Origin of the sequence: Amycolatopsis sp. NPDC021455, assembly GCF_040640995.1 — a bacterium.
Taxonomy (GTDB): Bacteria; Actinomycetota; Actinomycetes; order Mycobacteriales; family Pseudonocardiaceae; genus Amycolatopsis.
This window is the reverse complement of record NZ_JBFACT010000003.1, coordinates 370,780-394,487: the sequence shown is the minus strand read 5'-3', so window position 1 is coordinate 394,487 and position 23,708 is coordinate 370,780. Positions and strand designations below refer to the sequence as shown.

The window sequence follows — 23,708 nt, the reverse complement described above, 5'->3', positions numbered from 1 at the left end:
CTAGTGCGAAGCGGGCGCCTCCGCGGTGCGGAGCAGGTGGTCGTAGACCAGCTCGTTGACCAGGCGGGAGACGGGGTCCTCGGCCAGCACGACGCGCTCGGTGCGACCCTCGAGGTCGAGGTCGACGACCGCGTTCGGGTCGGCGGTGACGACGGCGAGGCCGTACGCGCGGGCGCGCGGCAGGCAGTTGCCGACGTAGTCCTCGGTCAGCACGGCCGGGGACGGGAGAACCATCGCGGCCTCGCCGTAGCGGGCGAACGGAACCGCGGAGGCCATCGCGGTGCGCCAGTGGCGCGCGACGGCCAGGACGCCGACGATCTCGGCGGCCGGGGCGGGGGCGGTTCCGGCCAGCTCCGGCCAGGTCCAGGTGTCGACGGTGGCACGGTCGGCCACCGGTCCGGCACCCATCGCGATGCGTTCGGCGTGCACGTCGGTGCGGAGCTTGGCGACCACGCAGACCTTGCGGCCGAGGATCGTGGTCTCGGGGAGCACGATGCCGTTCCAGCCCAGCTGGGCGGCCGCGGCGCGGGCGAGCTCGTCGACGCTCGCGGGGAGCTCGATCGGCGGCACCACGCGGCTCGGCATCGACCGGCTGCGCTTCGCGCCACCGGCGACCGTCGAGCGCTCGGTGTTCTGAGGTGTAGCCGCCACGAGTCCGCCTCCTTCAAACCTGCACCGCTTCGTGACCGGGGAAAACCGGCACCTCACTTGTCTAACAGCGCGGCGGCGCGGCGTCGCCGGGTAGTGCGAGTGGCTGCGATCGGCGGCGCCCAGCGGTCGATGACCGGTCGGTAGGCGGTCATCGGACTTCGGTCGAACGGTGCGGCCAACCGAGTGAGAGCCAGGTGAGTGGCATTACGGTCCGCCCACGGCCGACTACCCAAGGGAGAAGCCGTCAAACCCGGTTCGACTAGCCCGTTCGGCGCAACCCGGGGAAAATCCACAGTGGACGCGGGTCGCTGAGCTGCGGTTGTCCGCCGTCACCCACATGGCGGTGAGCTACGCCGCAGCGGTCACGCGCGTCCGCGACTAAAGTTACCGGCCAGTCACTTAGTCGTCGCCGTGGAGGACCGATGCGCTCCCCGAAGGACTTCTTCGCCCCGCTCGCCCTGGGCGCGCCCACTCCCGTGCGGGAGATCCCGGTGACGCCGTCCCGGATGATCCACTTCTTCGACCCCGGCAACGAGAAGATGGCGGCGAAGGTGCCGGACATCGCCAAGAAGGTCGACGTCCTGCTCGGCAACCTCGAGGACGCCGTGCGCGCCGATCGCAAGGAGGCCGCGCGCGCCGGCCTGGTCGCGATCGCCAAGGCGAACGACTTCGGGAAGACGCAGCTGTGGACGCGCGTCAACAGCCTGGACTCGCCGTGGGTGCTCGACGACCTGCTCACGCTGGTCACCGAGATCGGCGACAAGCTCGACGTCATCATGGTGCCGAAGGTCGAGGGCGCGCAGGACATCCACTACGTCGACCGGCTGCTGGCCCAGCTCGAAGCCCGCGCGGGCCTGACGAAGCCGTTGCTGGTGCACGCGATCCTCGAGACGGCGAGCGGCGTGGCCAATGTGGAGGAGATCGCCGGCGCGAGCCCGCGCATGCAGGGCATCTCGCTCGGCCCGGCCGACCTGGCCGCGAGCCGCCGGATGAAGACGACCCGCGTCGGCGGCGGGCACCCCGGCTACCTGGTCCGCACCGACCCGGTCGGTGACGACCTGAACGAGGGCCGGACGACGTACCAGCAGGATCTCTGGCACTACACGGTGGCGCGGATGGTCGACGCGTGCGCGATGCACGGGATCCTGCCGTACTACGGGCCGTTCGGGGACATCCGCGACGTCGTCGCGTGCGAGGACCAGTTCCGCAACGCGTTCCTGCTCGGCTGCGTCGGCGCGTGGAGCCTGCACCCGGTGCAGATCGACATCGCGAAGAAGGTGTTCTCGCCTTCGCCGTCCGATGTGGCCTGGGCGCGCCGGGTGATCGCCGAGATGGGCGACGGCACGGGCGCGGTGATGATCGACGGGAAGATGCAGGACGACGCGTCGGTGAAGCAGTGCCGCGTGGTCGCCGAACTGGCCGACGCCCTCGCGGCGGACGACCCCGAACTCGCCGCGGCCTACGACGCCGCCACCAAGGAGGCCCTCGGATGACCACGCCCCGGCGTTCCGTCCTCTACATGCCCGGCGCGAACGAGCGTGCGCTGGAAAAGGCCAAGACGATCCCGGCGGACGCGCTGATCCTCGACCTCGAGGACGCCGTCGCGCCGGACGCGAAGGAAGCCGCGCGTGAGCGGGTGTGCGCCGCGGTGGGTTCGTACGGTTCCCGGGAAGTGACGATCCGGGTGAACGGCCTGGACACCCAGTGGCACGACGCCGACCTGCGCGCGGCCGCGTCGGCCGGGCCCGCCGCGGTGGTCGTGCCGAAGGTGAACTCGGCGGCCGAGGTGCACAACATCGAGCGGGCGCTGGAGCTGGGCGGCGCACCGGACCACACGAAGATCTGGGCGATGGTCGAGACGCCGGTGGCGATGCTGCACGCGGAAGAGATCGCGGCGGCCTCGGAGCGGTTGACCGTGCTGGTCATGGGCACGAACGACCTGGCCAAGGAGCTGCACGCGGAGTTCGTCCCGGGCCGCGGCCCGCTGCTCGGCGGGCTCTCGCTGTGCCTGCTGGCCGCCCGCGCGACGGGTCGCGTAATCCTCGACGGCGTCTACAACGACGTGAAGGACCTTTCCGGTTTCGAAGCCGAGTGTGAGCAGGGCCGTCAGTACGGCTTCGACGGGAAGACGCTGATCCACCCGGCGCAGGTCGAGCCGTGCAACCGGATCTTCGCGCCGTCCGAGGAGGAGATCGACCGGTCGCGGCGGATCATCGAGGCCTTCGAGGAAGCGCGGCAGGAAGGCCGCGGCGTGGTCACGGTGGATGGCCGGATGATCGAAAACCTGCACGTCGACAACGCGCGGCGGGTGCTGGCGCTGGCGGAGGCGGTCGGGAGCTGACCGCCGGTGGCCGGGCGCGGGCCCGGCCACCGGGAGGCTTCACTTCGGCAGCGTGTCCGTCCACTCGGAACTGACCTGCGCGCCCTGCGGGCCGGAGGCCACGTAGATGCCACCGTCCCAAGAGACGTACATCGAGGTGTGGTTGATACGGCCGGTCGCGGGGTCGACGACCAGGCGGTAGTCCCCGGGCAGCTGGAAACCCCGGCCGCCCGGGACGGGACCGAGGTCCTTGACGTCCGGGTAGGCCGCGATCGAGCGGAAGGCCGCCGCGCGCACGGCCGGGGGCGCCGGCAGGGTCGACACCAGCGAAACCGTGGAGAGCAGCAGCTCCCGTTGCTGGTCCGCCGCCGTGTACGGGCCGGCGCTCGTCCGGGCGCCGCTGTGGGCGATCGCGTTGACGAGCCAGTCCCGCAGTGCCGCCGGGTCGGTGGGCAGGGCCTGGAGCTGCTCGAACGTCACGGTGGTGCCGGCCAGCCGCAACGGGGCCGGTCCCAGTGACATGACCCGGCCGCCCGACTTCTCGCCGCGGAACCACAGGTGGCCGTCGGAGGAGAACCAGGTCTCGTAGACCAGAGTGTCCGTGGCGGTCTTGATGTGCCAGTACTTGCCGGTGCCCGCCGTGGCCTTCTCGGCCACCGTGGCCGCGGCCAGCAGGACCTGCTGACCGGTGACGACCGGGGCGACCGCCTGCGGGGGCGGCGCCTGGGCGGGGGTGCCGGGCAGGGTCGCCACCACGACGGCCGCCGCGGCCGCGGCGGCCACCAACCCCGCACCGAGCGCCAGCGGGCGCACCCGGCGGCGGGGTGCCGCGAGCATCCGGTTCCGCAACCGGTGCCGGCTGCGGTCGACGACGTCCTGGGCCGGTTCGTCGGCGATCAGCGCGGCTCGCAGGGTCTGCAGGTCATTCATCGAAAGCCTCCTGGGCGAGAACGGGGGTGAGCTTCTTGCGGGCACGCGTCAGCCGGGAGCCGACCGTGCCCGGGGAGATGCCGAGCGCTTCGGCCACTTCGGCGTAACCGAGTTCGCCGAGGGCGACGAGCAGCAGGACATCGCGCTCCCCGGCGGAAAGCCGGGCCAACGCCTTTCCCAGCCGCGCCACCGACACCGAAGCGACAACGCGGCTTTCGTGCCCTTCGGCGGCTTCGCGCGCGTCGAGCCGCGAGAGCGCGCGGTAGTGCCGGGCCTCCTTGCGGCGGTGCCGGGAGACCAGGTTCGTCGCGATGCCGAACAGCCAGGCGCGCAGGTCGCCGCGGGCGGCGTCGAACGTGCTCCGGCGGTCGAAGGCGACGAGGAACGTCTCCGCGGCGACGTCTTCCGCGGCCTGGGCACCGAGCCGGCTCGCCACGTACCGGTAGATCACCGCGAAGTAGCGGTCGTGCACCTCGGTGAACTGCTCGATGCCGGTCACGCGGGCCGCCGTCATGGGGCTGCCTCTGTCATGGGGTTCCTTCCCGTCGGCGACAGCTTCACCCCTACTTCGCCGCCGGGCCGGAACTCCTTCCCCCTTTTTTCAGCCGATCGGCCAGGGCCGCTGCGGTGGCCGGAGCCGTTCGTAGGCCGCGGCGGCACGCAGGACGCCCAGGTCGTCGAAGCGGCGGCCGGTGATCTGGAGGCCGATCGGGCGGCCGTCGTCGGTGTAACCGCAGTTCAGCGACACCGCCGGCTGGCCGGACATGTTGTACGGCACCGTGAAGGCGATGTGCTCGAACGGCCGGGCCGGGTCGTTCGTCGGGGACGCCCACTCGGCGGGCGGGGCTGCCACCGGGCAGGTCGGCGACAGGACGACGTCGAACGCCGCAGTCGCGCGCAGGGCCGCGACGCTGATCGCGTCGATCTGGGCGAAGCCGCGGTAGACGTCCACACCGGACACGTCCGCGCCGCCCGCCGCCCAGTCCGCGATGTACGGCAGGACCTTCGCGCGCCGGTCCGGCGGCAGGGCCGCGGTGTCCGACCAGGCCCGCGTGCGCCAGAACGTGTCCAGCCCGTCGAGCATCTCCCGGGTCAGGAACGGCCCGACCGGCTCGACGACCGCCCCCGCGGCCTCGAAGGCACGGGCCGCCGCGGTGACGGCGTCGAGCGTCGCGGGATCCACCGGCAGGCCGGGGCCGGAGTCGAGGTGCAGCCCGACCCGGAGGCCGCTCAGCGACGAGCCGAGCGACGACCACGGCAGGTCGGCCGGCGGCAGGCTCAGGTGGTCGCGGGCGTCCGGGCGGGAAAGCACGGTCATCAGCAACGCCGTGTCGGCGACGGTCCGGGTCATCGGGCCGGCGACGCGGCCGAGGAACGGCGGGTCGACCGGCACCCGCCCGAAGCTCGGCTTCAGCCCGACCAGCCCGCACCAGCCCGCGGGCAGCCGGATCGAGCCGCCGATGTCGGTGCCGACGTGCAGCGGGCCGTAGCCCGCGGCGGCCGCCGCCCCGGCGCCCGCGCTGGACCCGCCCGGCGTGCACCGCACGTCCCACGGGTTCCGCGCGGTGGCGTGGAAGCTCGACAGCCCGGACGTCAGCATCCCGTAGTCCGGCATGGTCGTCTTGGCCAGCAGGACACCGCCGGACTCGCGGACCCGCGCGGCCGCCGGGGCGTCCTCGGCGGCCGGGACGAGCGCGGTCGCCGCCGTGCCCAGCGGCACCGGCGTGCCGCGGGTGGCGATGTTCTCCTTGAGCGTCAGCGGGACGCCGTCGATCGGGCCGAGCGGTTCACCGGAGTGCCAACGCGCTTCAGCGGCCTTCGCGTCCTCTCGCGCGCTTGAAGGGTCGTACGCGTACAACGCGTGCAGCTCCGGCTCTCGCGCTTCGATGCGGGCGAGAACGGCTTCGGTGACTTCGACCGGCGAGAGCTTCTTCGCGCGGTACTGCGCGACGAGTTCGACGGCGGTCAGGTCGGGCAGCTCGGTCATGAGCCCTCCTCACGAAGCAGGCGGTTCGAAGCGGCCGTCGACGGCGGTCCAGCCACCGTCCACCGCCAGCACAGAGCCGGTCACGAACGACGAAGCGTCCGAAGCGAGGTACACGACAGCGCCGGCCAGCTCGTCCGGACGCGCCCAGCGGCCCAACGCGCCCTTCGTCGCGTACGCGTCGTACCACTCCGGGTTCGCTTTGATCTGCGCGGTCAAGGGCGTCTCGACGACACCGGGAGCGATCGCGTTGACCCGCACGCCGGCCGGGCCGAACTCCGCCGCGGCCGTCCGGAGCAGCTGGACGAGCCCGGCTTTCGTCGCCGCGTACGGGCCCTGGCCCGGCTCGACGGTCGTGCCGCGGATCGACGAGAACCCGATGATGCTCCCCCGCCCGCGCGCGACCATGTCGGCGCCGAACACGCGGACCACCTCGAACGTGACGCCGAGGTTCAGCGCGATGACACGGTCGAACTCCTCGCGCGTGTAGTCCAGCAACCGTTTGCGGACGTTCATCGCGGCCGTCAGGACCACCACGTCGACCGGGCCGAGGTCGCTCGCGGCCTTGTCGATCGCGCCGGGCGCGAGGAGGTCGATTTCATAGGCCTTGCCGACGCCGGCCTCGCGCGCGGCTTCGAGGTCGCGGTCCGCGCACACCACGTCGGCGCCGTGCGCGGCCAGCGCCCGCGCGGCTTCGCGGCCGATGCCGCCGGCGCCGAGCACGATCGCGCGGCGGCCGTCCAAGCGGAACAACGTCGAGTAGTTCACGGGCGCAGCACCGCCATCCTCGTCACGGTCAGCTCTTCGACGGCGAAGCGCGGCCCCTCGCGGCCGATGCCGGAGTCCTTCACCCCGCCGTAGGGCATGGTGTCCGAGCGGAAGCCGGGCACTTCGTTGACCACGACGCCGCCGACTTCCAGCTCGTCCAGCGCGCGGAACGCCGTGTTCAGGGACTTGGTGTAGACGCTGGCGTGAAGGCCGTAGCGGGAGGCGTTCACCGCGGCGAAGGCTTCGTCCACATCGGACACCGTGCGCAGGCAGACGACCGGGCCGAAGATCTCCTCGTCCCAGGCTTCGACGCCGTCCGGGACGTCGAGGAGGACGGTCGGGCGCAGGATCCTACCGTCCACACCGCCGCCGACCTGACGGGCGCCGGCCTTCTCGATCCACGCGGCGACGCGGTCGGTGGACGCCGGATCGATCAGCGCCGACACCCGCGTCTTCTCGTCGCGCGGGTCGCCGACGACGACCTCCTCGAGCCGCGCCAGCAGCCGTTCGGTGAACTCCCCGGCGACCGACGCGACGACCAGGACTCGTTGCACCGAGATGCAGGCCTGGCCGGACGCGTAGAACCCGCCGCGCAGCACCGCGTCCACGGCCGCGTCGAGGTCGGCGTCTTCGGCCACCACAAGGGCGGCGTTCGAGCCCAGCTCCAGCAATGTCTTCGTCGGGGCCGCGTCGCGGGCGATGCGGTGGCCGACCGCGGCCGAGCCGGTGAACGACACCGCGCCGACGCGGCGGTCGGTCGTCAGCGCCGCGCCCACGGCCGCGTCGCCGGTGACCAGCTGGACCATGGCGGGTACGGGCGCGAGCGAGCGCACGAGGTGGACCAGCCAGAGCGTGGCCAACGGCGTCTGGGGCGCGGGCTTGACGATCACCGGGCAGCCGGCGGCGATGGCGGGCGCGATCTTGTGCGACGCCAGCAGCAGCGGGTAGTTGAAGCCCGCGATGCCGACGACGACGCCGATCGGCTTGCGCTTCCAGAACCCGACCAGGCCGTCGCCCGAAGGCAGCAGGTCGAGCGGCACGGTCTCGCCGTGCAGCCGGGACACCTCTTCGGCGGCGGCTTCCCAGGTGACGATCGTGCGCGCGACCTCGACCCGGCAGTCGACCAGCGGCTTCCCCGTTTCCAGCACGAGGAGGTTCTCGAACTCCTCGCGGCGAGAACGCACCGCGGCGGCGACATCGTTCAACAAGGCGCGACGAACCCGCGAAGGCAGCGAAGCCACTTCGCGTGCGACAGCGACAGCCTCCTCGACAGCACGCGTAGCCAGCTCTGGCGTGCCGACGGGCGCGGTGCCGACCACGCTCCCGTCGTAAGGGAAAACGACTTCTTCGACGTCCACAGTGGACATCCAGCCCGCGCCGACCGGCAGGCCGTCCGGGTACTCAGTCATCGTCACCTCCGCTCAGCCGGGCCAGCTCCGCCCGCAGGTTCGGGGCGGCGGCCAGGAGTTCCCGGGTGTACTCGTGCCGCGGCTCGTCGTAAACCTGCGCGACATCGCCCAGCTCGACGATCTCGCCGCGGCGCATCACCGCGACCCGGTCGCAGACGTGCCGCACGACGCCGAGGTCGTGCGACACGAAGATCAGCGTCAGCGCGAACTGCTCCACCAGCGAACCCAGCAGGTCGAGGATCTGGCCGCGCACGGAGACGTCGAGGGCGCTGACCGGCTCGTCGGCGATCAGCACGCTCGGGTTCGGGGCCAATGCCCGCGCGATCGAAATCCGCTGCCGCTGACCGCCGGAGAACTGGTGCGGGTAACGCTGTGCGGCGTCGACGGGCAGGCCGACGGCCGCGAGCAGCTCGGCCACGCGATCGGGCTCACGGCGGCCGAGCGGTTCGGAGACGATGTCCAGCACGCGCATCCGCGGGTCGAGGGAACCCATCGGGTCCTGGAAGACGATCTGCAGCTCCGACCGCAGGAAGCCGAGCTTGCGTTCCGGCAGGTTGTCGATCCGCTCGCCCTGGAACGAGACCGTGCCCGCCGTCGGCTTGTCGAGCGCGGCCAGCAGCCGGACCAGCGTCGACTTGCCGGAGCCCGACTCGCCGACGATGCCGAACCGCTGCCCGGCCTCGACGTCGAAGCTGACGCCGCGCAGCGCGTGCACGTCCCGGCGGGCGTACCGGCGTTCGAGGTCGCGGACTTCGATGATCATCGCCGGGCCTCCAGGTCCGAGGCGTCCAGGAGCTTCCGCGTGTACGCGTGCTTCGGCTGCGTCAGGACTTCGCGCGTCGACCCCGCCTCGACGATCTCGCCGTCGAGCGTCACCAGCACGCGCTCGCACACCGACGCGACCACCGCGAGGTCGTGCGTGATGAAGAGGAGGGAGCTTTCACGTGAAAGCGACGTCTTGATGAGCGTGAGGATCTGGGCCTGCACGGTGACGTCGAGGGCGGTCGTCGGCTCGTCGCAGATCAGCAGCGACGGCTCGTTGGCCAGCGCCATCGCGAGCACCACCCGCTGCCGCTGGCCGCCGGACAGCTGGTGCGGGTACGCGCGGGCGGTGCCCGGGAGGCCCACCGCGGCCAGCAGGTCCTCGGCGCGGTGCCGGCGTCCGTGGATGCGGCCGGGTTCGGTGACCTGGCGGCCGACGCGCATGGCCGGGTTCAACGCCGTCATCGGCTCCTGGAACACCATGGCCAGCTCATCGCCGCGCAGCCGCGAGATGTCCTTTTCGGACATTCCGAGCAACTCTCGGTCGCCGAGGCGAACCGAGCCGGACGCGCGGAGTTCTTCGGGCAGCAGGCCCATGATCGACAACGCCGTCAGCGACTTGCCGGACCCGGACTCGCCGATCAGGCCGACGCGCTCGCCCGGGCCGATCTCGAAGGAGACGTCCCGGACCAGGTCGCCGACGCACAACCCGGAAACTGAGAGGGTCATACGCGCGCCGCCAATCGGGGGTCCAGGCGGTCGCGCAGGCCGTCGCCGAGGAGGTTGAAGCCCAGCACGGCGACGGCGATCGCGATGCCGGGGACCAGCGCCAGCCGCGGCTGCACGGTCAGCAGTTCCTGCGATTCCTGCAGCATCCGGCCCCACGACGGCGTCGGCGGCCGCGTCCCGAAACCGAGGAACGACAACGCCGCTTCGGCGAGCACGGCGATCGCGAACGACACCGACGCCTGCACGATCAGCAGGCCCGAGATGTTCGGCAGGACGTGCCGCACGGCGATGTCCGGCCGCGACCGGCCCCCCGCGCGGGCGGCGAGCACGAACTCGGTGCTCATCACCTGCAGTGTCCCGGACCGGGCGATCCGCGCGAACGACGGGATGGTCGCGATGCCGATGGCGACCATCGCGGTCAGCGTGTCCGCCCCGAACACCGCGCCGAACATGATGGCCAGCAGCAGCGCGGGGAACGCGAGCACGAGGTCGTTGACGCGCATGACGAACTCGCCGAGCCACCGCGGTGACATGCCGGCGAGGATGCCCAGCGGCGTGCCGATCACCGCGGCGATGCCGACGGCGACGACTCCGACGTACAACGTCGTGCGCGCGCCGACCATGATCTGGCTGAGCACGTCCCGGCCGAACTTGTCGGTACCGAACCAGTGGGACGCGCCGAAGCCGACCAGCCGGTGGGTCGCGTCGACCTTCACCGGGTCGAACGGCGTCCACGCGAACGACAGCAGCGCGGCCACCACGACCAGGCCGACGAGCACCGCGCCGAGCAAGAGACTGCGCATCACGAACCCCGCAATCTCGGGTCGAGCACGGTGTAGAGGACGTCGACGACGAAGTTGACCAGCAGCACGCCGACCACCAGCACCAGCACGATCCCCTGCACGGTCAGCAGGTCACGCGCGGCGACGGCGTCCAGCAGCATCGAGCCCAGCCCCGGCAGGACGAAGACGCGCTCGACGACGACCGCGCCGATCAGCAGCGTCGCCAGCTGCAGGCCCAGCACGGTGACCACCGGCACGGACGCGTTGCGCAGACCGTGCCGCACCAACGCCTGTCCCGGCCGGAGTCCCTTCGACCGCGCGGTGCGCAGGTAGTCCTGGCCGAGCGTGTCGAGCACCGCCGACCGGACATAGCGCGTGAGCACCGCGCCCTGCACCAGGCCGAGGGACAACGCGGGAAGCACGAGCCCGCGCGCGAACTCGCCGAAGTCCTGGTCCGGCGGGGTCCAGCCGCCCGACGGCAGCCAGCGCAGCTGGACGGCGAAGATCTGCACCAGGATGACCCCGGCGAGGAACGCGGGGATCGCGACGCCGATCTGCGACAGGCCCGAGACGCTCGCGCCGGACGCCTTCCGGTGCTTCACCGCGGCGAACGTCCCGGCCGGCACGGCGATCACCAGCGCCACCAGCATGCCGGCACCGACCAGCCACAACGTGACACCGAGGCGGTCGAGCAGCTGCGGGCCGATCGCGTCCCGCGTCACGTAAGAACGGCCGAAGTCACCGCGCAGCACGTGGGAAACCCAGTCGAAGTACTGCGTGACGAGCGGGCGGTCGATGCCGAACTCCGCGCGCGTCTTGGCGAGCAGCTCCGGCGTCGCGTTGACGCCGAGCGCGACCTGCGCGGGATCGCCTGGCAGCACGGCCATGAACAGGAACACCACGATCGACGCGACCAGCACGCTGACGACGAAAACGGCCACCCGGCGCAGCACCCTCGCGGTCATCGCGGCGCCAGCCCGGTGAGGTCGAACGACTCGCTGACCTGGTTCTGCACGAACCCGCCGACCTTGGTCTTCGCGACGATCACGTTGGGGAACAGGAACAGCCAGTCCGCGGCGGCGTCGGTGTTCAGCTGCCGCGCCACCTGCTTCATGTCGGCGACCTGCTGCTCCGGCGTCCCGCTGTCGGCCTCGGCGAGCAGCTGCTGGACGCGCTTGCCGTCGTAGCCCCAGTAGTACTTCGGCTTCCCGAACGTCGTGATGTCCCGGGCCTCGACGTGCTGGATGATCGACAGGTCGTAGTCGTGGTCGGTGAACACCTGCTTGAGCCACACCGCCGGGAAGTCGAGCGGCTCGATCGTGGTCCGGACACCGACGTCGGCGAGCTGCGACTGGACGACCTGCGCGGCCGACACCGCGTACGGCAGGTTCGGGATCCGCAGCCGCAGGTTCAGGTTCGTCGCGCCGGCTTCCGACAGCAACGCCTTGGCCCGCGCGGGATCGAACGGATAGACGTTCGCGAGGTCCTCGTACCAGGGATCGGTCGGCGGGACCATGCTGCCGATCAGCGTCCCGCGCCCGGCCCACGCCGTGTCGAGCAGGGCCTTCCGGTCGATCGCGTACGTCAGCGCCTGGCGCACGCGGACGTCGTTCAGCGGCGGCCGCGCGTTGTTCATGGCCAGCGTGACTTCGGAGTTCGTCGTGCCCTGGACGACCTGGAACCGGTCGTCGGCCTGGAACTGCGGGATCGAGTCGGGCGCGGTGATCGCCGTGATGACGTCGATGCCGTTGCTGTACAAGGCGTTGTTCAGCGCGGTCGGGTCCTTGATGTACTTGAGGACGACCGTCGTGTACCGCGGTTTCCGGCCCCAGTACGCCGGATTCGCCTTGAGCACCACGGAGTCGCCGCGCTTGCGCGCCGCCACGACGTACGGCCCGGTGCCGACCGGCTTGTTCGCCAGGTCCGCGACGCCGGTGGGACTGAACATCGCGCCGAGCCTGCTGGTGAGGCTGAACAGCCAGCCGTTGGAAGGCTTCGCCAGCACGACCCGCGCGTGGTCGGGCGCCACGACGTCGACGTGGTCGACGACGTCCATGGTGGACTTGATCGAGATCGTCCAGGCGGTCTTCACGCGCAGCAGCGAGAACTTGACGTCCTCGGCGGTGAAGGGTGCGCCGTTGCTGAACTTCACGCCCGGCCGCAGCTGGAAGTCGTACGTGCGACGGTCCGGGCTGATCGTCCACGACTTCGCGAGCAGCGGCACGATCCGGCCTTGCGCGTCGAGCTTCACCAGGCCTTCGTAGACGTTGTAGAGCAGCGCCTGCGGGATGGCGGCGCCGTCCGTGCGGGTGAAGTCGAAGTTCGCCGGTTCCGCGGTGAAGCCGACGGAAAGCGTGTCCGGACCAGCGGAAACGCTCGCCGACGAGCCGGCCGAGCAGCCGGACACCACGAGCAGCAGCGCCGCTGCCACCACGTGAAGTCGGGCTTTCATCCGGCCTCCAGATTAGTACACTGGTCTGACCAGTAGCCTGCACCGAGCGGACGGCGAGGTCAAGGGATGCAGTTCGAACCGGTGGCTCCCGTGCGCGCGTACGAGCGGGTCGTGGAGCAGATCGAGCAGGCCGTGATCAGCGGCGCGCTCAAGCCGGGCGAACGCCTGCCGAGCGAGCGCGAGCTGATGACGCAGTTCGGCGTCGGCCGCTCGACCATCCGCGAAGCCCTGCGCGTGCTGCAGGCAGCCGAGATGATCCGCTCGCGGCCCGGCGACCCACGCGGGCCCGAGGTGCTGGCCGCGTCGCCCGCCGCCCTGCACCGCTCGATGCACCGGCTCGCCCGCGCCGACCACGTCGGGCTCGCCGAGCTGCTGCAGTTCCGGATGATCCTCGACGGCTCGGCCCACCTGCTCGCGGCCGAGCTCCGCACCGAAGACGACCTGACCGGCCTCGACGCGGCGCTGGAGTCGATGCGCGAAGGCGTCACCCGCGGGTACGCCGAGTTCAGCCGCGCCGACGTCGCGTTCCACGAGGTGATCGCGCGGATCTCGCGCAATCCCCTGCTGGTGGTCAGCGAAGAAGTCGTGCGCGGGGTCGTGCTCGAACTGATCGAGGACAAGCTCGAACACGCCAGCAACCGGACGTCGTTGATGCGCGCGTGGCTCGCGCACCACGCGGAGGTGCTCGACGCGATCCGCGCGGCCGACGGCGCCGGTGCGGCCCACCTGGCCAAACAGGCCTTGTACGACAACTACGCCGAATACGTCCCGGCTGGGCAACGGCCTCTCCTCGAACCGCTGCTGCGGCCCTAAACTCCTCCGCGTGGATTCGGCGAAACGGGACGGCGTCGGCCTCGCGCTCTCGGGCGGCGGCTACCGCGCAATGCTCTTCCACGCCGGCGCGCTCTGGCGGCTCAACGAGCTCGGCTGGCTGCCGAAGCTGACGACCGTCTCCAGCGTCTCCGGCGGTTCGATCGCGGCGGGTGTGCTGGCGCACGCCTGGAACAAGCTGTACTTCGGCGAAGACGGCGTCGCGGAGAACTTCGGCAAGGAGGTCGTGCAGCCGATCCGGAAGCTGGCCCGCACGAACCTCGACATCCCGGTCACGCTGAAAGCGATGTTCATCCCGTGGCGCAGCGCGGGCGAGGAACTCGCGCGCCGGTACGCGCAGCACCTCTTCGGCGACTGCTGCCTCGCGGACCTCGACCCGGCCGGGCCGAACTTCGTGTTCACCGCCACCAACCTGCAGGACGGCTCGCTGTGGTGGTTCTTCCGGCAGCCGGGCCCGCACGGGCGGATTCCCCTCGCGACCGCGGTCGCCGCGTCGTCGGCCTTCCCGCCGATGCTCTCGCCGGTCGTCATCGACGACCCGCACCGGGCCGGCCACAAGATCGTGCTCAGCGACGCCGGCGTGTACGACAACCTCGGTCTCGACCCGATCGAGAACCAGCGGGCGACCGTCCTGGTCAGCGACGCCGGCAAGAAGATGCAGCACGAGGACCGGCCCAAGCGGAACTGGCCGATGCAGCTGCTGCGCGTGCTGACCGTGATGGACAACCAGGTCCGCGAGCTGCGCACCGGCTCATTGCTGAAGTCCTATCAGGACAAAACGTACGCGGGCACGTACTGGGCGACCTACAGCGACATCGGGAACTTCGAACTGCCGGACGCCCTGCCCGCGCCGGTCGAGCGGACCCGGAAGCTCGCCGAGACGAAGACGCGGCTGACCAGGACGTCGGAGACCACGCAGGACCAGCTGATCAACTGGGGTTACGCGGTCTGCGACGCGGGCATGCGGCGCTGGGTGTGCCCGGACACGGAGTTGAAACCGGAGTTCCCGTACCCCGGCTCAGGCGTCGGCTAGGTTCGCGTAGACGACGATGTTGTCCTTGTAGCTGTGCTCGGCGTGGTCGAACACGCCGCCGCACGTGATCAGCCGCAGCTCCGGCTTGGCGCTGTTGCCGTAGACGGCGTCACGCGGGAAGTTGTCCTTCGGGACCTGGGTGACGCGCGCGACGACGAACTTCAGCTTCCGCCCGTCACTGCGGTCGATGTCCACCTCGTCGCCGGGCACGAGGTCCTTGAGCTTGGAGAAGATGCCGGGCTTCTTGTCGCCGTCGACGTGCCCGAGCACGATCGCCGGGCCGACGTCGCCGGGCACCGGCGAGAGCTTGTACCAAGCGGCTTGCATCGGCGTGTGCACCGACGGGACGGAGATCGAGCCGTCGGTCTTGACGGCCACCGCGAGCAGGCTGGACTCCGCGCCGATCTTGGGGATCTTCACCGACGTCGGCCGGAGGCCCTTGAACGGCGCGGTCACCGGCACCGACGAGGGCACGGGGGCGGCTTTCGGCGCCTCGCCACTGCACCCGGCCAGCGCGACGACGAGCGCGGCGGCGACCGCGCCTACCCGCAGGACGGTCATCCGGCCATGCCGCCGAAGCCCGTCTCGACCCCGCCCTTGGGCGCGACCTTGACCTGGGCCTTCGGGGCACTGTTCCCGGCCGGCGCAGCCGAAGTCGCCGTGGTGATCGGCGCGGTGCTCGACGGGTTCGTGCTGGTCGGCTCGGTGCTGGTCGGCGTGCTGCTCGTCGAGGTCGGGGGCTGCTGCACCTGCTCGAAGTCGACGATGCCGTTGCCCTCGACGCCGTCGCAGGTCCAGCTGAACTTCGCGGTCGTGGTGCCGGCCGGGGCGTCGACGACGCGGACGGTGTAGTTCCAGTAGCGGCCGTCCGACTCGTCCTGGTCCGGACCGCCGGTGACGCTCAGGTACTGGGTCGAGACCGGGCCGATCTTGCCGGACGCGCAGGCGATGACCAGGACGCCCTCGCCGCCGAGGCCGACGAAGCCGTGGCCGGTGTTGTCCTGGTAGTCGTCCTTCAGCGGCTCGCTGTCCGCGGAGGTGGAGGTGGGTGCCGACGCCGTGGTGGTGGTCGTGGTGACCACGTTCGTCGGGTCGGCCGAGGTGGTCGCGGTCGTCGTGGCCGTGGAGGTCGGGGTCTCGGAAGTCGGCGGAGCCGTCGTCGTGGTCTCGGACGACGAGGTCTCCGTCGCCGGCGACGCCGTGGTCGTCTCGGTCTCCGTCTGGGCCAAAGCGGCCGGAGCGGCGGCGAAGGTGATCAGCGCGCCCGCGGACACGATCCCCGCGACCCGGCTCAGCGTTCTACCCACAAGTGACTCCCAACGGCGTTGACCTGCGACGTCGCGACTATCGAGGATTCGCCCACCCGCGTTACTCCGGCAGGGCGAACGCCAGGTCGCGCCAGAGGTCCTCCGGGTCTTCCAGGCCGACGCTGAACCGGATCAGCCCGGGCGGGACGCGCTCCTCGCCTGCCAGCCACGCCCGCCGTTCGACCAGGCTTTCGACGCCGCCGAGGCTCGTCGCCGCCCGGATCAGCCGGACCGACGCGCAGAACCGGTCCGCCGTTTCGGCGTCGGCCAGGTCGAACGCGATCATCATCCCGAAGCCCGGGTAGCGCACCCGCCGCACGCCCGCGTGCCCGGCCAGCCGCCCGGCCAGCAGCGCGGCGGTGCGGGACTGCTCCGCCAGCCGCACGGGCATGGTCCGCAGGCCGCGCAGGGCGAGCCACGCCTCCAGCGCGCCCGGCGTCGAGCCGACCCGCGTCCGCGCGCCGCGCAGCTCGGCCGCGACGGCCGGGTCCTTGGCCACCGTGATCCCCAGCAGCAGGTCGCTGTGCCCGCCGATCAGCTTGGTCGCGCTGTGCACGACGACGTCCGCACCCAGTTCCAGTGGCCGCTGCCGCAACGGCGTCGCGAAGGTGTTGTCGACGACGACCCGGCCGCGTGCGGCCGCGGCGATGGTCTCGATGTCCATCACGTCGAGGGTCGGGTTGGTCGGCGACTCCAGCCAGACCAGGTCGGACGTCGCGGCCTCGGCGACCCACGCGTCGGTATCGGTGGGCTCCAGCTCGGTGACGGCGAGCTTGCCGAGCTTCTGCGCGTGGGCCAGCACTCCGCGCGTCACGGCGTAGCTGAACGTCGGCACGGCGACCCGCGAGCCGACCGGCAGCAGGTCCAGGACCGCGGACAGCGTGGCGACCCCGGACGCGAACGCCGTCGCCTGCCCGCCTTCCAATGCACCGACGGCCTCTTCGAGCGCCAGCCACGTCGGCGTCCCGTCGCTGCGCGCGTACGCGAAATCGCCACCGGCCTGGTAGGTGCTGGTGGCGACGAGCGGGGTGTTCAGCGGCTCGCCGGGACCGTGCGGGCGGCCGGCGGCGATGGCCTTGGTGCGAGGCGTCCAGTCGTCCATGCGCCTCACGATAAGGGGAGGCCGGGGCACTCAGTCGAACAGCGACGGCGAGAAGGGGCCTCTTAAGAGGTCCTGCAACTTGGCCCTCAGCGCAGTCCGGCTGGCGATCCGGGAACCGCCTGCGGCGAGCAACGCCTTGTTGCCCGGTGGGTCCTCGCCGGGAAATCCGAGTACCCACAGTCGCTTTCCACTTTGAAGCGCGACTTCACCGGCTCGGAGTGTTCCACCCGTTTTGCCCGCTTCAACGGCGACAACCGCGTCTCCCAAGCCGACGATGACTTGGTTACGCGTCATGGCGGCGCCCGCGGTCCACCGCTGCTTCGGAGGAAACTGCGAGACCACCAGCAGCCGCCGCAATGCTTCATCAGGCAGATCGCGGTAGGCCTGCTTGAGCCGGAAGTCGAGAATTCCTTCGGCAAGCACTGCCACGGTGCCGCCTCCGGCGGTGAGCGCAGCGGTATGCGCTTCGGTATCGACCCCCTTCGCGTACCCGGAAACGACTACAACGCCAAGAGCGGCTGCCTCCTCCCCACAGGCTCGGGCAGCACGCAGGCCCTCCGTACCCGCATTGCGCGAACCGCACACCCCGATCGATGAACGGTTGAGCAGTTCGATCGGCCCACGGTGATACAGGACCGGTGGAGCTCCAGGAGCCACCCGCAGACGATCCGGGTACGCGGGATCGTCACAGAAGAGTACGCCTACGCCCTGGGACAGCAGACCATCCGCCAGCTCGGCTGCAGCGACTTGCTCCTCGTACGGAAGCTCACCCGCCACCTCCTCGAGGCTGCGGCGGCCCGACTGGAGTAGCACCTTCGCCGCGCGTCGCGGACCGCCCGCCGCACGTGGCGCCAGCAGAGCAAACACCAGCTCACGAACCGAAGTAGCTCCTTCGATCGTCATGGCTCGGCCGCTCTCTCCAACGCAGGGACTATGACGCTATCTCATCAAAGCACGACACTAGAACACATGTTCGATCTAGTCCACCCGTCGACACACCCCTCGCAGATCACGCACCGAACGCCAACCCTGCGCGACACTGAGTAGTCCAGGGAGGGCTACTCAGCGCTATGTCGTCCGGAACCTTCAATCCAGATCCCCGAGGTAACCGCCTCGCTGACTGGGCTTGGGAACATGTGGGACAGAAGAAACTGCTGTTACTACGGGGATCAGACGAGATCACAGATCAGGTGATCCGAGCTTTTCCCGGGACAATGAAGGTAGATCTCTATCCCAGGTATGCTCCGGCCTGGACGCATCGACTCTGCCTGGGGAGCGAGGCCGACCCAGTGCCGACTCTTGACGTGCTCCAACGCGTTTTGACGTTGCGGACAACGGAAGACCTCGACGCGGTCATAGCCCTCGACTTCTACTACCGACCGCCCTTCAACGGCGGGTCAGGACTGGCACCCACACCTGTGGGATCGCTGGTCAACGCGATCAAGTACCAAGCCCTTGGTGAGGTAGAAGTAGCCCAGGCGGGCCAGCGGCTCACAGCACTACTCTCCGAAGTAGTGATGACCCACCCCTGGTTTCGCTCGATCGACTTGGTTCTGGCGGTCCCCGGACACGACTCGGACCAGGTGGCTACCAGCGTCCGCATCGGCGTCACGGTTGCTAGACACGCAGAAGTACCGTGCATGTCACCGAAGAGCCGCCGCCCAGGTTTTCGTAAGTCCGTGAAGAACATGACAGACCAGGAGCGAGCCGAACTGCTCGACTACTTCGTGTTCGAGCGGGATTTGAGCGGCCTCGCGGTCTTGGTGGTCGACGACGTCTTCCATACTGGATACACAATGCGTGGAGTGGCCCGCGCCGCCCGGCTTGCCGGCGCGTCGACCGTGCTCGGCTTGACCGCCGCCCGCAACTGGCGACGCTGAACCTCAGAAACCGACGTAGTCGGTGGTCGGTGCCACCGAGCCTTCTCGCGGCACTGTCCTCACGAATTCCCGCAGCGCCGATCTGACCTCGATCAGCGTACGGTCGTCGGGCAGTGAGCGAGTCTCCGCGATGTGGACAAGGTGCCCGACCAAAGTCTGATATCCACTCAGCATCGTGTTACCTGCGGCTGCAACCTGCAGATGTTCGGCCGCCCGCATCAGATCCTCAGCGGCGTCTTCGTTGACCATGCCATCCAGCACGGCCGACTCGACGACCTCCCGCGCAACCACGAACGCAACGCCGGGCAGCGGAGAGGACGACTCGAGCTGATCAGTCAGCATCCGCACGTCCATCCGAACTCCCTCTCCACGTCGCGCTGGATCTCTCGAGTACCGGCGTTTAAACTACAACCAGCCGTAGTTTAAATGTCGAAGGCTCGCCGGGGAGCCGACCATGAACGAGCCGCGGCGCGGCCGCCCACCGGGCGACGGTCCCCCGATCCGGTACACCGAAGGTCACACGTTCACCGGTGAGCCCCGGTGGTTCGTCGACGAGGGACAAAATCCCGGCGAGGTTGCGGCGGCGTTCGCCCAGCAGCAACTCGTCGCCCGAATCCGGGCACAGTGCGGGACGAGCCTGTCCGCCGCCGATGTCGCGGCCCACCTAGGTAAGGCGAGAGGCGACCGCACCGTCCTCGCCGTCTGGTCCGGTCGCCGGGCGATCACCCTGCCGATGCTTCTTTCGCTCGCACTGGCCTTTGACCTGCCGCCCCTCGCGCATTGCGATCCGGATGACCTGCGGACCCTGCTTCCATTGGAGCATCGCAGCTGGCTGGGCGCGTGGCAGCCGGGCAACGGCAGCCCGGTCTTCCGCTCCCCTATGCGGCCTGGCAGCGAGCCGGCCTGGCCACTCGCATCACAACGGCTGGCCGAGTGGATCACCGACGAAGCCGGCAGTGGAATGCTGCATCTGACTACGGATCAGGTGGCAACTCACGCAACAGCAACAGCGCTCAAGGCTGCGGGGCTACCGGCCGAACTCGCGTCGCTTCTCACCAGGCCCCTCGGCCGGTTGTCCCTGCACTACGAGACGACGCCGGAGATCGACGTGCAGGTCACGCTGGTCCACGAGGAGAACGTCCCCTCGCGGCCCAGGCACCTCACGCTGATCCGTCGGCTGTGGGAGTTCAGACGTACCGCCGCGGAGCGCGCCATATCAGTGCTGATCGTGGCGCACCGCGAACTCTTCCGACTCGCGCAGTCGATCCCCGAGGTCGACACAGCCTCGACTGGGGGCAGCCTGCGGGTGCCGCCGAGAACGCTCAGGGATGCCGGCGTCCCCGGTGCTTCACTGAACGAATTCGAGCTGACTGAACTGGCCCGAGAGAAGACTCTCACCGGTCACACCGTGCTGATCCACGACGTCGCCAAGCCGACCACCCACCACTAATAACACCGAGGCCGGGGCACGCACGCGTCCGTGAGTGCCCCGGCCGGGTATCAGTGGGCGTAGATCTCGAACTCGTAGAGCGAATAGCCGTACTTCGTGCCGCGCTGGACGCCCTGCATCTTCACGAACCGGGCCGGGGTCGCGGCGAACGAGACGTTGTCCTGTCCGCCGTCGCCGTCGGTCACCACCGCCGCGTCCGTCCAGTGCACGGCGTCCGGCGAGAGCTGGATCTTGTAGCTCTTGCCGTAGGCCGATTCCCAGTTGAGCAGCACCCGCGAAACCTGCTGGACCGAGCCGAGGTCGACGGTGATCGCCTGGTCGTCGCTCCAGTCGCTGGCCCAGCGGGTCGAGGCGTTCCCGTCGATCGCGTTCGACGCCGGCGAGTTGTAGAAGCCGGTCTCGGCGCTGGTGGCGCTGACCGTCTTCGTCGCCGCCAGGTTCGCGATGTTGTCCCCGCGGTGCGCGGCGTACTCGACGACCTGCTGGAACGTCGGGCGGTTCTGCCAGCTGATCTTGTCCTGCGTGATGCCGCCGAGCGGGTTCTGGATGATCGAGTCGGCGCACCACTGGTCACCGGCCGAGCAGTTCGCGTCACCGGGGTAGACGGTGTTCGCGGCCTGGCCGGCGGCCGTGGTCAGCGAGTCGACGAGCGCCTGGCGGCACGCGGTGACGTCGCCGCCGCCGCAGAACGTCTGCGCGAGCGGGCCGGCCACCGGCTGGCCGAGCACCTGCCGGATGTCCTTGCTGACGTAACCCCACCAGCCGAACTGGAACGACGAGCCCTTGTGGGGCTGGCCGGTGTGCTGGCCGTTGCCGTTCTGCCACCCGGACGGGCTTTCGTTGATGCCCAGCACGTTCGTCATCGCGGTGTAGGCGGCGTCGCCCATGCCCGGCTTGAACTCGGCCTGGACGAGCAGCGGCCACCAGGCGTCGAAGATGCGGATCGCGTCCGCGTCGGCGTACGTCTTGCTACCGGGCGAAGTCTCCTTGCGCAGGTGGCCGTTCGAGAGCCACGTCTTGAGCTTCGTCTCGGCGTCCGCCGCCGCGCCGGTGGTCGGCGTCTTGTCGAGCACCTGCAGCAGCAGTGGCAGGACGCGCTCGGCACGCAGGTCGGCCAGCGCGGCGTCCGCCATCGCCTGGGTCAGGTTGACCCGGGTGACCTTGGTGCCGCTGGAGATCAGCTGCTTCACCCGCGAGTCGAGCAGGTCGACGCGGTGCACGGCCGACTTGTCCGCGCCCGCGGCCGCGTAGCCGTTGGCCTGGGCGTTGTTCCAGCTGACGTAGTAGTCCTGGTTGATCGACTGCGGGTGCTGCGACGCCGGCGTGTAGGTCGCCAGGTTGCCCGCCGGGTTCCAGCCCTGCCAGTCGTGGCCCTGGTCGCCCCACACCGGCATGTTCGGGTCCACATCGGACTGCCGCGCGGGGTTGGCGCCGGAGTTGAAGTAGGCGATGTCCCGCGAGTCGGCGTAGAACCAGTTGAACGTGAAGTTGATGTCGGACGCGGCCTTCTGGAAGTCCGCCGCGGACTTGACGAAGGTCGGGTCGTTCAGCTCCTGGAAGCCGATGAGCGAGTCGACCTCGTGGAAGTAGGACGAGCGCAGTGCCGCGTAGGCCACCGGCTTGCCGCCGACGGTCGCCCGGCTCTGCACCGGCCCGTACTTGGTCCGGTAGCTGCGCAAGGTGTACGAACCCGCCGCGGTGCCGTCGGCCACCGTCGGCTTCCAGGCGTTCTTCACCTCGACGGTGTCCATCGGGACGCACTTGCCCTGGTAGGTGTAGTAGTTCGAGTCCTTCGTCGGCGTGCCGCCGTTCGGGTCGCACAGCTGCAGCGCGTAGGTGTCGATGATGTCCTGCGCCGACGTCGTCGCGCTCCACGAGTAGTCCTGGCCGCGGCCCAGCAGCGTGTACATGCTCAGCCCGGCGAAGGCCGCGCCGCGCGAGCTGATGCCCGGGCCCTGCAGCTCCTGCAACAGCAGCAGCTGCGGCGCGAAGTAGCCGGTCTGCGGGCCGAACACGGCGACCGGGTGGCCGCTGGCGGTCTTCGCGCCGGAGACGAGCAGCGCGTTGGACATGCCGTGCTTCTCGCTCAGCAGGTTCGCCGGCAGCACGCCGTTCTCGAACATCCCGCGGGCGGGCTCCAGCTCCGCGGGCGCGGCGACGTCCACAGTGGACGGCGTCGCGGTCGAGGCCGAGCCGGTCTTGTCGAACACCAGCTGCTGCGGGGTCACCGAACCCTTGTCCGGCATGGCCCGTCCGGCCGCGTTGGCCGGCGTCTTGCCGTACGGGAAGGTCTGGCCGTCGTGCAGCGTCTTGACCGTCTCGGGGTCGTCTTCCGAGCGCAGGCTCTGCCACACCTTCTCGCCCTGCACGACGCCGTACTTCTCCTGCATCGCGAGCTTCGCGATGGCGTTCTGGACCTCGCCGCCGCCGCCCGCGCCGAACTCGGCGCCGATCAGCGAGGCGAGCGCGACCAGGTCGGTCAGCTTGAACGGGTCGATCGAGCCCGCGTTGGTGATCGAGTCGACGTGCCCGGTCAGCACGTACTCGCCCGGGAAGTAGCGGCCGTTGTAGGAGTCGCTGATGTACTTGTTGATGCCGTCGACGTAGGCCTGCGCGTCGGCGAGGCCCTGCGCGCCACGCGGGCCGCTCGCGGCGGTGCGGTCGATCTGCTGCTGCAGCTCGGCCTCGGTGTACGGCGCGTTCGCGAAGAACTGCTGTTCGAGCTCGCGGTTGGCTTCGGCGCCACCGGCGAACGAGGTGACCTGGCCGCGGGCGGCGTGGCGCAGCACGTCCATCAGCCACAGCCGGTCCTGCGCGGCGGCGTACCCGGCGCCGAACTCGGTGCCGGCGCGGGTGGTCCCGGTGATGTGCGGGACGCCGAGGGCCTTGTCGCGCACGATCGTCACGTCCGAACGCGGCTGCGTCGTGCTCGCGACCTGGTCGGCCGGGACGCCGAACGAGGAGTCGTTGAAGTACTGGTTGATCGCACCGGTCGTCAGCGTCTTGTAGCCGCCCGCCAGCGAGGCGTACTTCCCGAGCTGGTCGGCCGAGTGCGCCGGGCGGGTGCCGAGCAGCTTGTGCGCCAGGATCTCCGCGAGGGTGGCGCTGCCTTGTTCGCCGGGCGGGAGGATGTCGCTGCACTGCCCGCCGCAGTAGTCGTCGGGCGACAAAGCCGCGTGCGCGGCCGGCGCGGTGATGACGACCTGGGTGAGCCCGGCCACGAGGGCCCCCAGTGCCGTAACGGTCAGGGCGCGGATGCCACGTCGCATGCCGGGCTCCCCTCAGTCAGAAGAGTGACGAAGCGCACGTTACCCAGCA

23 protein-coding genes are annotated in these 23,708 nt (G+C 70.1%); 6 read left to right on the top strand and 17 right to left on the bottom strand.

The genetic code is table 11. The annotated features are described in order from the left end of the window. Positions 1-651 (bottom strand): hypothetical protein, encoded by a 651-nt coding sequence (locus AB0G28_RS07120; protein WP_086841766.1) that lies wholly within the window; start codon positions 649-651, stop codon positions 1-3. A gap of 422 nt (positions 652-1,073) precedes the next feature. Between AB0G28_RS07120 and AB0G28_RS07115 the strand changes: the two genes are divergently transcribed. Continuing rightward, complete coding sequence (locus tag AB0G28_RS07115; protein ID WP_361083947.1) at positions 1,074-2,144, top strand: CoA ester lyase; 1,071 nt, start codon at positions 1,074-1,076, stop codon at positions 2,142-2,144. Next, positions 2,141-2,992 carry a CoA ester lyase gene (locus AB0G28_RS07110; RefSeq protein ID WP_361083944.1) on the top strand — a complete coding sequence of 284 codons (852 nt, stop codon included), beginning with the start codon at positions 2,141-2,143 and terminating at the stop codon, positions 2,990-2,992. The genes AB0G28_RS07115 and AB0G28_RS07110 overlap by 4 nt, the downstream gene beginning before the upstream one ends. A 39-nt stretch (positions 2,993-3,031) precedes the next feature. Here the strand turns inward: AB0G28_RS07110 and AB0G28_RS07105 are convergent, their stop codons facing one another. From AB0G28_RS07105 to AB0G28_RS07060, 10 genes are all read right to left on the bottom strand, one after another. Next, a complete protein-coding gene (locus AB0G28_RS07105) occupies positions 3,032-3,901 on the bottom strand; it encodes a CU044_5270 family protein (protein ID WP_361083941.1) in 870 nt (289 codons plus the stop codon). Then, positions 3,894-4,415, bottom strand: a complete 522-nt coding sequence (locus AB0G28_RS07100) for a sigma-70 family RNA polymerase sigma factor (protein WP_361083938.1) — start codon at positions 4,413-4,415, stop codon at positions 3,894-3,896. The genes AB0G28_RS07105 and AB0G28_RS07100 overlap by 8 nt, the downstream gene beginning before the upstream one ends. 87 nt (positions 4,416-4,502) lie before the next feature. Further along, positions 4,503-5,888 carry an amidase gene (locus AB0G28_RS07095; protein WP_361083935.1) on the bottom strand — a complete coding sequence of 462 codons (1,386 nt, stop codon included), beginning with the start codon at positions 5,886-5,888 and terminating at the stop codon, positions 4,503-4,505. A 9-nt stretch (positions 5,889-5,897) separates the two neighbouring features. Then, positions 5,898-6,653: an SDR family oxidoreductase gene (locus AB0G28_RS07090; protein WP_361083933.1), complete on the bottom strand. Its 756-nt coding sequence runs from the start codon at positions 6,651-6,653 to the stop codon at positions 5,898-5,900. Beyond that, the gene (locus AB0G28_RS07085; RefSeq protein WP_361083930.1) at positions 6,650-8,062 is read right to left on the bottom strand and encodes an aldehyde dehydrogenase family protein; all 1,413 of its coding nucleotides are present in this window, start codon (positions 8,060-8,062) and stop codon (positions 6,650-6,652) included. Before AB0G28_RS07085 ends, AB0G28_RS07090 begins: the two co-directional genes overlap by 4 nt. After that, positions 8,055-8,825, bottom strand: a complete 771-nt coding sequence (locus AB0G28_RS07080) for an ATP-binding cassette domain-containing protein (RefSeq protein WP_361083927.1) — start codon at positions 8,823-8,825, stop codon at positions 8,055-8,057. The genes AB0G28_RS07085 and AB0G28_RS07080 overlap by 8 nt, the downstream gene beginning before the upstream one ends. Then, positions 8,822-9,553, bottom strand: a complete 732-nt coding sequence (locus AB0G28_RS07075; protein ID WP_361083924.1) for an ABC transporter ATP-binding protein — start codon at positions 9,551-9,553, stop codon at positions 8,822-8,824. The genes AB0G28_RS07080 and AB0G28_RS07075 overlap by 4 nt, the downstream gene beginning before the upstream one ends. After that, positions 9,550-10,356, bottom strand: a complete 807-nt coding sequence (locus AB0G28_RS07070; protein WP_361083921.1) for an ABC transporter permease — start codon at positions 10,354-10,356, stop codon at positions 9,550-9,552. Before AB0G28_RS07070 ends, AB0G28_RS07075 begins: the two co-directional genes overlap by 4 nt. After that, positions 10,356-11,300 carry an ABC transporter permease gene (locus tag AB0G28_RS07065; RefSeq protein WP_361083918.1) on the bottom strand — a complete coding sequence of 315 codons (945 nt, stop codon included), beginning with the start codon at positions 11,298-11,300 and terminating at the stop codon, positions 10,356-10,358. The genes AB0G28_RS07070 and AB0G28_RS07065 overlap by 1 nt, the downstream gene beginning before the upstream one ends. Then, a complete protein-coding gene (locus AB0G28_RS07060; protein ID WP_361083915.1) occupies positions 11,297-12,787 on the bottom strand; it encodes an ABC transporter substrate-binding protein in 1,491 nt (496 codons plus the stop codon). Before AB0G28_RS07060 ends, AB0G28_RS07065 begins: the two co-directional genes overlap by 4 nt. 66 nt (positions 12,788-12,853) lie before the next feature. Here AB0G28_RS07060 and AB0G28_RS07055 point away from each other — a divergent pair, with 66 nt between their 5' ends. After that, positions 12,854-13,600, top strand: a complete 747-nt coding sequence (locus AB0G28_RS07055; protein ID WP_361083912.1) for a FadR/GntR family transcriptional regulator — start codon at positions 12,854-12,856, stop codon at positions 13,598-13,600. Positions 13,601-13,610: 10 nt separating this feature from the next. Beyond that, positions 13,611-14,651, top strand: coding sequence for a patatin-like phospholipase family protein (locus tag AB0G28_RS07050; protein WP_361083909.1), 1,041 nt, complete (start codon positions 13,611-13,613; stop codon positions 14,649-14,651). On the opposite strand, the gene AB0G28_RS07045 is transcribed toward AB0G28_RS07050, so the two are convergent. The 4 genes from AB0G28_RS07045 to AB0G28_RS07030 form a co-directional block, all read right to left on the bottom strand. Continuing rightward, positions 14,637-15,212, bottom strand: a complete 576-nt coding sequence (locus AB0G28_RS07045) for a class F sortase (protein ID WP_361083906.1) — start codon at positions 15,210-15,212, stop codon at positions 14,637-14,639. The two genes, AB0G28_RS07050 and AB0G28_RS07045, sit on opposite strands and share 15 nt — an antisense overlap. After that, positions 15,209-15,958 carry a hypothetical protein gene (locus AB0G28_RS07040; RefSeq protein WP_361083903.1) on the bottom strand — a complete coding sequence of 250 codons (750 nt, stop codon included), beginning with the start codon at positions 15,956-15,958 and terminating at the stop codon, positions 15,209-15,211. The genes AB0G28_RS07045 and AB0G28_RS07040 overlap by 4 nt, the downstream gene beginning before the upstream one ends. Positions 15,959-16,019: 61 nt before the next feature. Next, the gene (locus tag AB0G28_RS07035) at positions 16,020-17,060 is read right to left on the bottom strand and encodes a PLP-dependent transferase (RefSeq protein ID WP_361083900.1); all 1,041 of its coding nucleotides are present in this window, start codon (positions 17,058-17,060) and stop codon (positions 16,020-16,022) included. Positions 17,061-17,090: 30 nt separating this feature from the next. After that, a complete protein-coding gene (locus AB0G28_RS07030; protein ID WP_361083898.1) occupies positions 17,091-17,963 on the bottom strand; it encodes a DNA-processing protein DprA in 873 nt (290 codons plus the stop codon). Between the two features lie 167 nt (positions 17,964-18,130). On the opposite strand from AB0G28_RS07030, the gene AB0G28_RS07025 reads away from it, so the two are divergent. Further along, entirely contained in the window at positions 18,131-18,940 is an 810-nt protein-coding gene (locus AB0G28_RS07025; RefSeq protein WP_361083895.1) for a phosphoribosyltransferase, read from the top strand. A gap of 3 nt (positions 18,941-18,943) precedes the next feature. Here the strand turns inward: AB0G28_RS07025 and AB0G28_RS07020 are convergent, their stop codons facing one another. Then, on the bottom strand, positions 18,944-19,294 hold the full coding sequence (locus AB0G28_RS07020) for a hypothetical protein (RefSeq protein WP_361083891.1): 351 nt from the start codon (positions 19,292-19,294) through the stop codon (positions 18,944-18,946). 100 nt (positions 19,295-19,394) lie between these two features. Here AB0G28_RS07020 and AB0G28_RS07015 point away from each other — a divergent pair, with 100 nt between their 5' ends. Continuing rightward, positions 19,395-20,390 (top strand): hypothetical protein, encoded by a 996-nt coding sequence (locus AB0G28_RS07015; RefSeq protein WP_361083888.1) that lies wholly within the window; start codon positions 19,395-19,397, stop codon positions 20,388-20,390. A gap of 50 nt (positions 20,391-20,440) precedes the next feature. On the opposite strand, the gene AB0G28_RS07010 is transcribed toward AB0G28_RS07015, so the two are convergent. Continuing rightward, the gene (locus AB0G28_RS07010; RefSeq protein WP_361083885.1) at positions 20,441-23,659 is read right to left on the bottom strand and encodes a penicillin acylase family protein; all 3,219 of its coding nucleotides are present in this window, start codon (positions 23,657-23,659) and stop codon (positions 20,441-20,443) included. Positions 23,660-23,708: the final 49 nt, after the last annotated feature.

Coding starts and splice junctions, on each gene's coding strand:
- AB0G28_RS07115 (WP_361083947.1), top strand. CDS start 1,074: ATGCGCTCCCCGAAGGACTTCTTCGCCCCGCTCGCCCTGGGCGCGCCC.
- AB0G28_RS07110 (WP_361083944.1), top strand. CDS start 2,141: ATGACCACGCCCCGGCGTTCCGTCCTCTACATGCCCGGCGCGAACGAG.
- AB0G28_RS07105 (WP_361083941.1), bottom strand. CDS start 3,901: ATGAATGACCTGCAGACCCTGCGAGCCGCGCTGATCGCCGACGAACCG.
- AB0G28_RS07100 (WP_361083938.1), bottom strand. CDS start 4,415: ATGACGGCGGCCCGCGTGACCGGCATCGAGCAGTTCACCGAGGTGCAC.
- AB0G28_RS07095 (WP_361083935.1), bottom strand. CDS start 5,888: ATGACCGAGCTGCCCGACCTGACCGCCGTCGAACTCGTCGCGCAGTAC.
- AB0G28_RS07085 (WP_361083930.1), bottom strand. CDS start 8,062: ATGACTGAGTACCCGGACGGCCTGCCGGTCGGCGCGGGCTGGATGTCC.
- AB0G28_RS07080 (WP_361083927.1), bottom strand. CDS start 8,825: ATGATCATCGAAGTCCGCGACCTCGAACGCCGGTACGCCCGCCGGGAC.
- AB0G28_RS07075 (WP_361083924.1), bottom strand. CDS start 9,553: ATGACCCTCTCAGTTTCCGGGTTGTGCGTCGGCGACCTGGTCCGGGAC.
- AB0G28_RS07070 (WP_361083921.1), bottom strand. CDS start 10,356: ATGCGCAGTCTCTTGCTCGGCGCGGTGCTCGTCGGCCTGGTCGTGGTG.
- AB0G28_RS07065 (WP_361083918.1), bottom strand. CDS start 11,300: ATGACCGCGAGGGTGCTGCGCCGGGTGGCCGTTTTCGTCGTCAGCGTG.
- AB0G28_RS07060 (WP_361083915.1), bottom strand. CDS start 12,787: ATGAAAGCCCGACTTCACGTGGTGGCAGCGGCGCTGCTGCTCGTGGTG.
- AB0G28_RS07055 (WP_361083912.1), top strand. CDS start 12,854: ATGCAGTTCGAACCGGTGGCTCCCGTGCGCGCGTACGAGCGGGTCGTG.
- AB0G28_RS07045 (WP_361083906.1), bottom strand. CDS start 15,212: ATGACCGTCCTGCGGGTAGGCGCGGTCGCCGCCGCGCTCGTCGTCGCG.
- AB0G28_RS07035 (WP_361083900.1), bottom strand. CDS start 17,060: ATGGACGACTGGACGCCTCGCACCAAGGCCATCGCCGCCGGCCGCCCG.
- AB0G28_RS07030 (WP_361083898.1), bottom strand. CDS start 17,963: ATGACGATCGAAGGAGCTACTTCGGTTCGTGAGCTGGTGTTTGCTCTG.
- AB0G28_RS07025 (WP_361083895.1), top strand. CDS start 18,131: ATGTCGTCCGGAACCTTCAATCCAGATCCCCGAGGTAACCGCCTCGCT.
- AB0G28_RS07020 (WP_361083891.1), bottom strand. CDS start 19,294: ATGGACGTGCGGATGCTGACTGATCAGCTCGAGTCGTCCTCTCCGCTG.
- AB0G28_RS07015 (WP_361083888.1), top strand. CDS start 19,395: ATGAACGAGCCGCGGCGCGGCCGCCCACCGGGCGACGGTCCCCCGATC.
- AB0G28_RS07010 (WP_361083885.1), bottom strand. CDS start 23,659: ATGCGACGTGGCATCCGCGCCCTGACCGTTACGGCACTGGGGGCCCTC.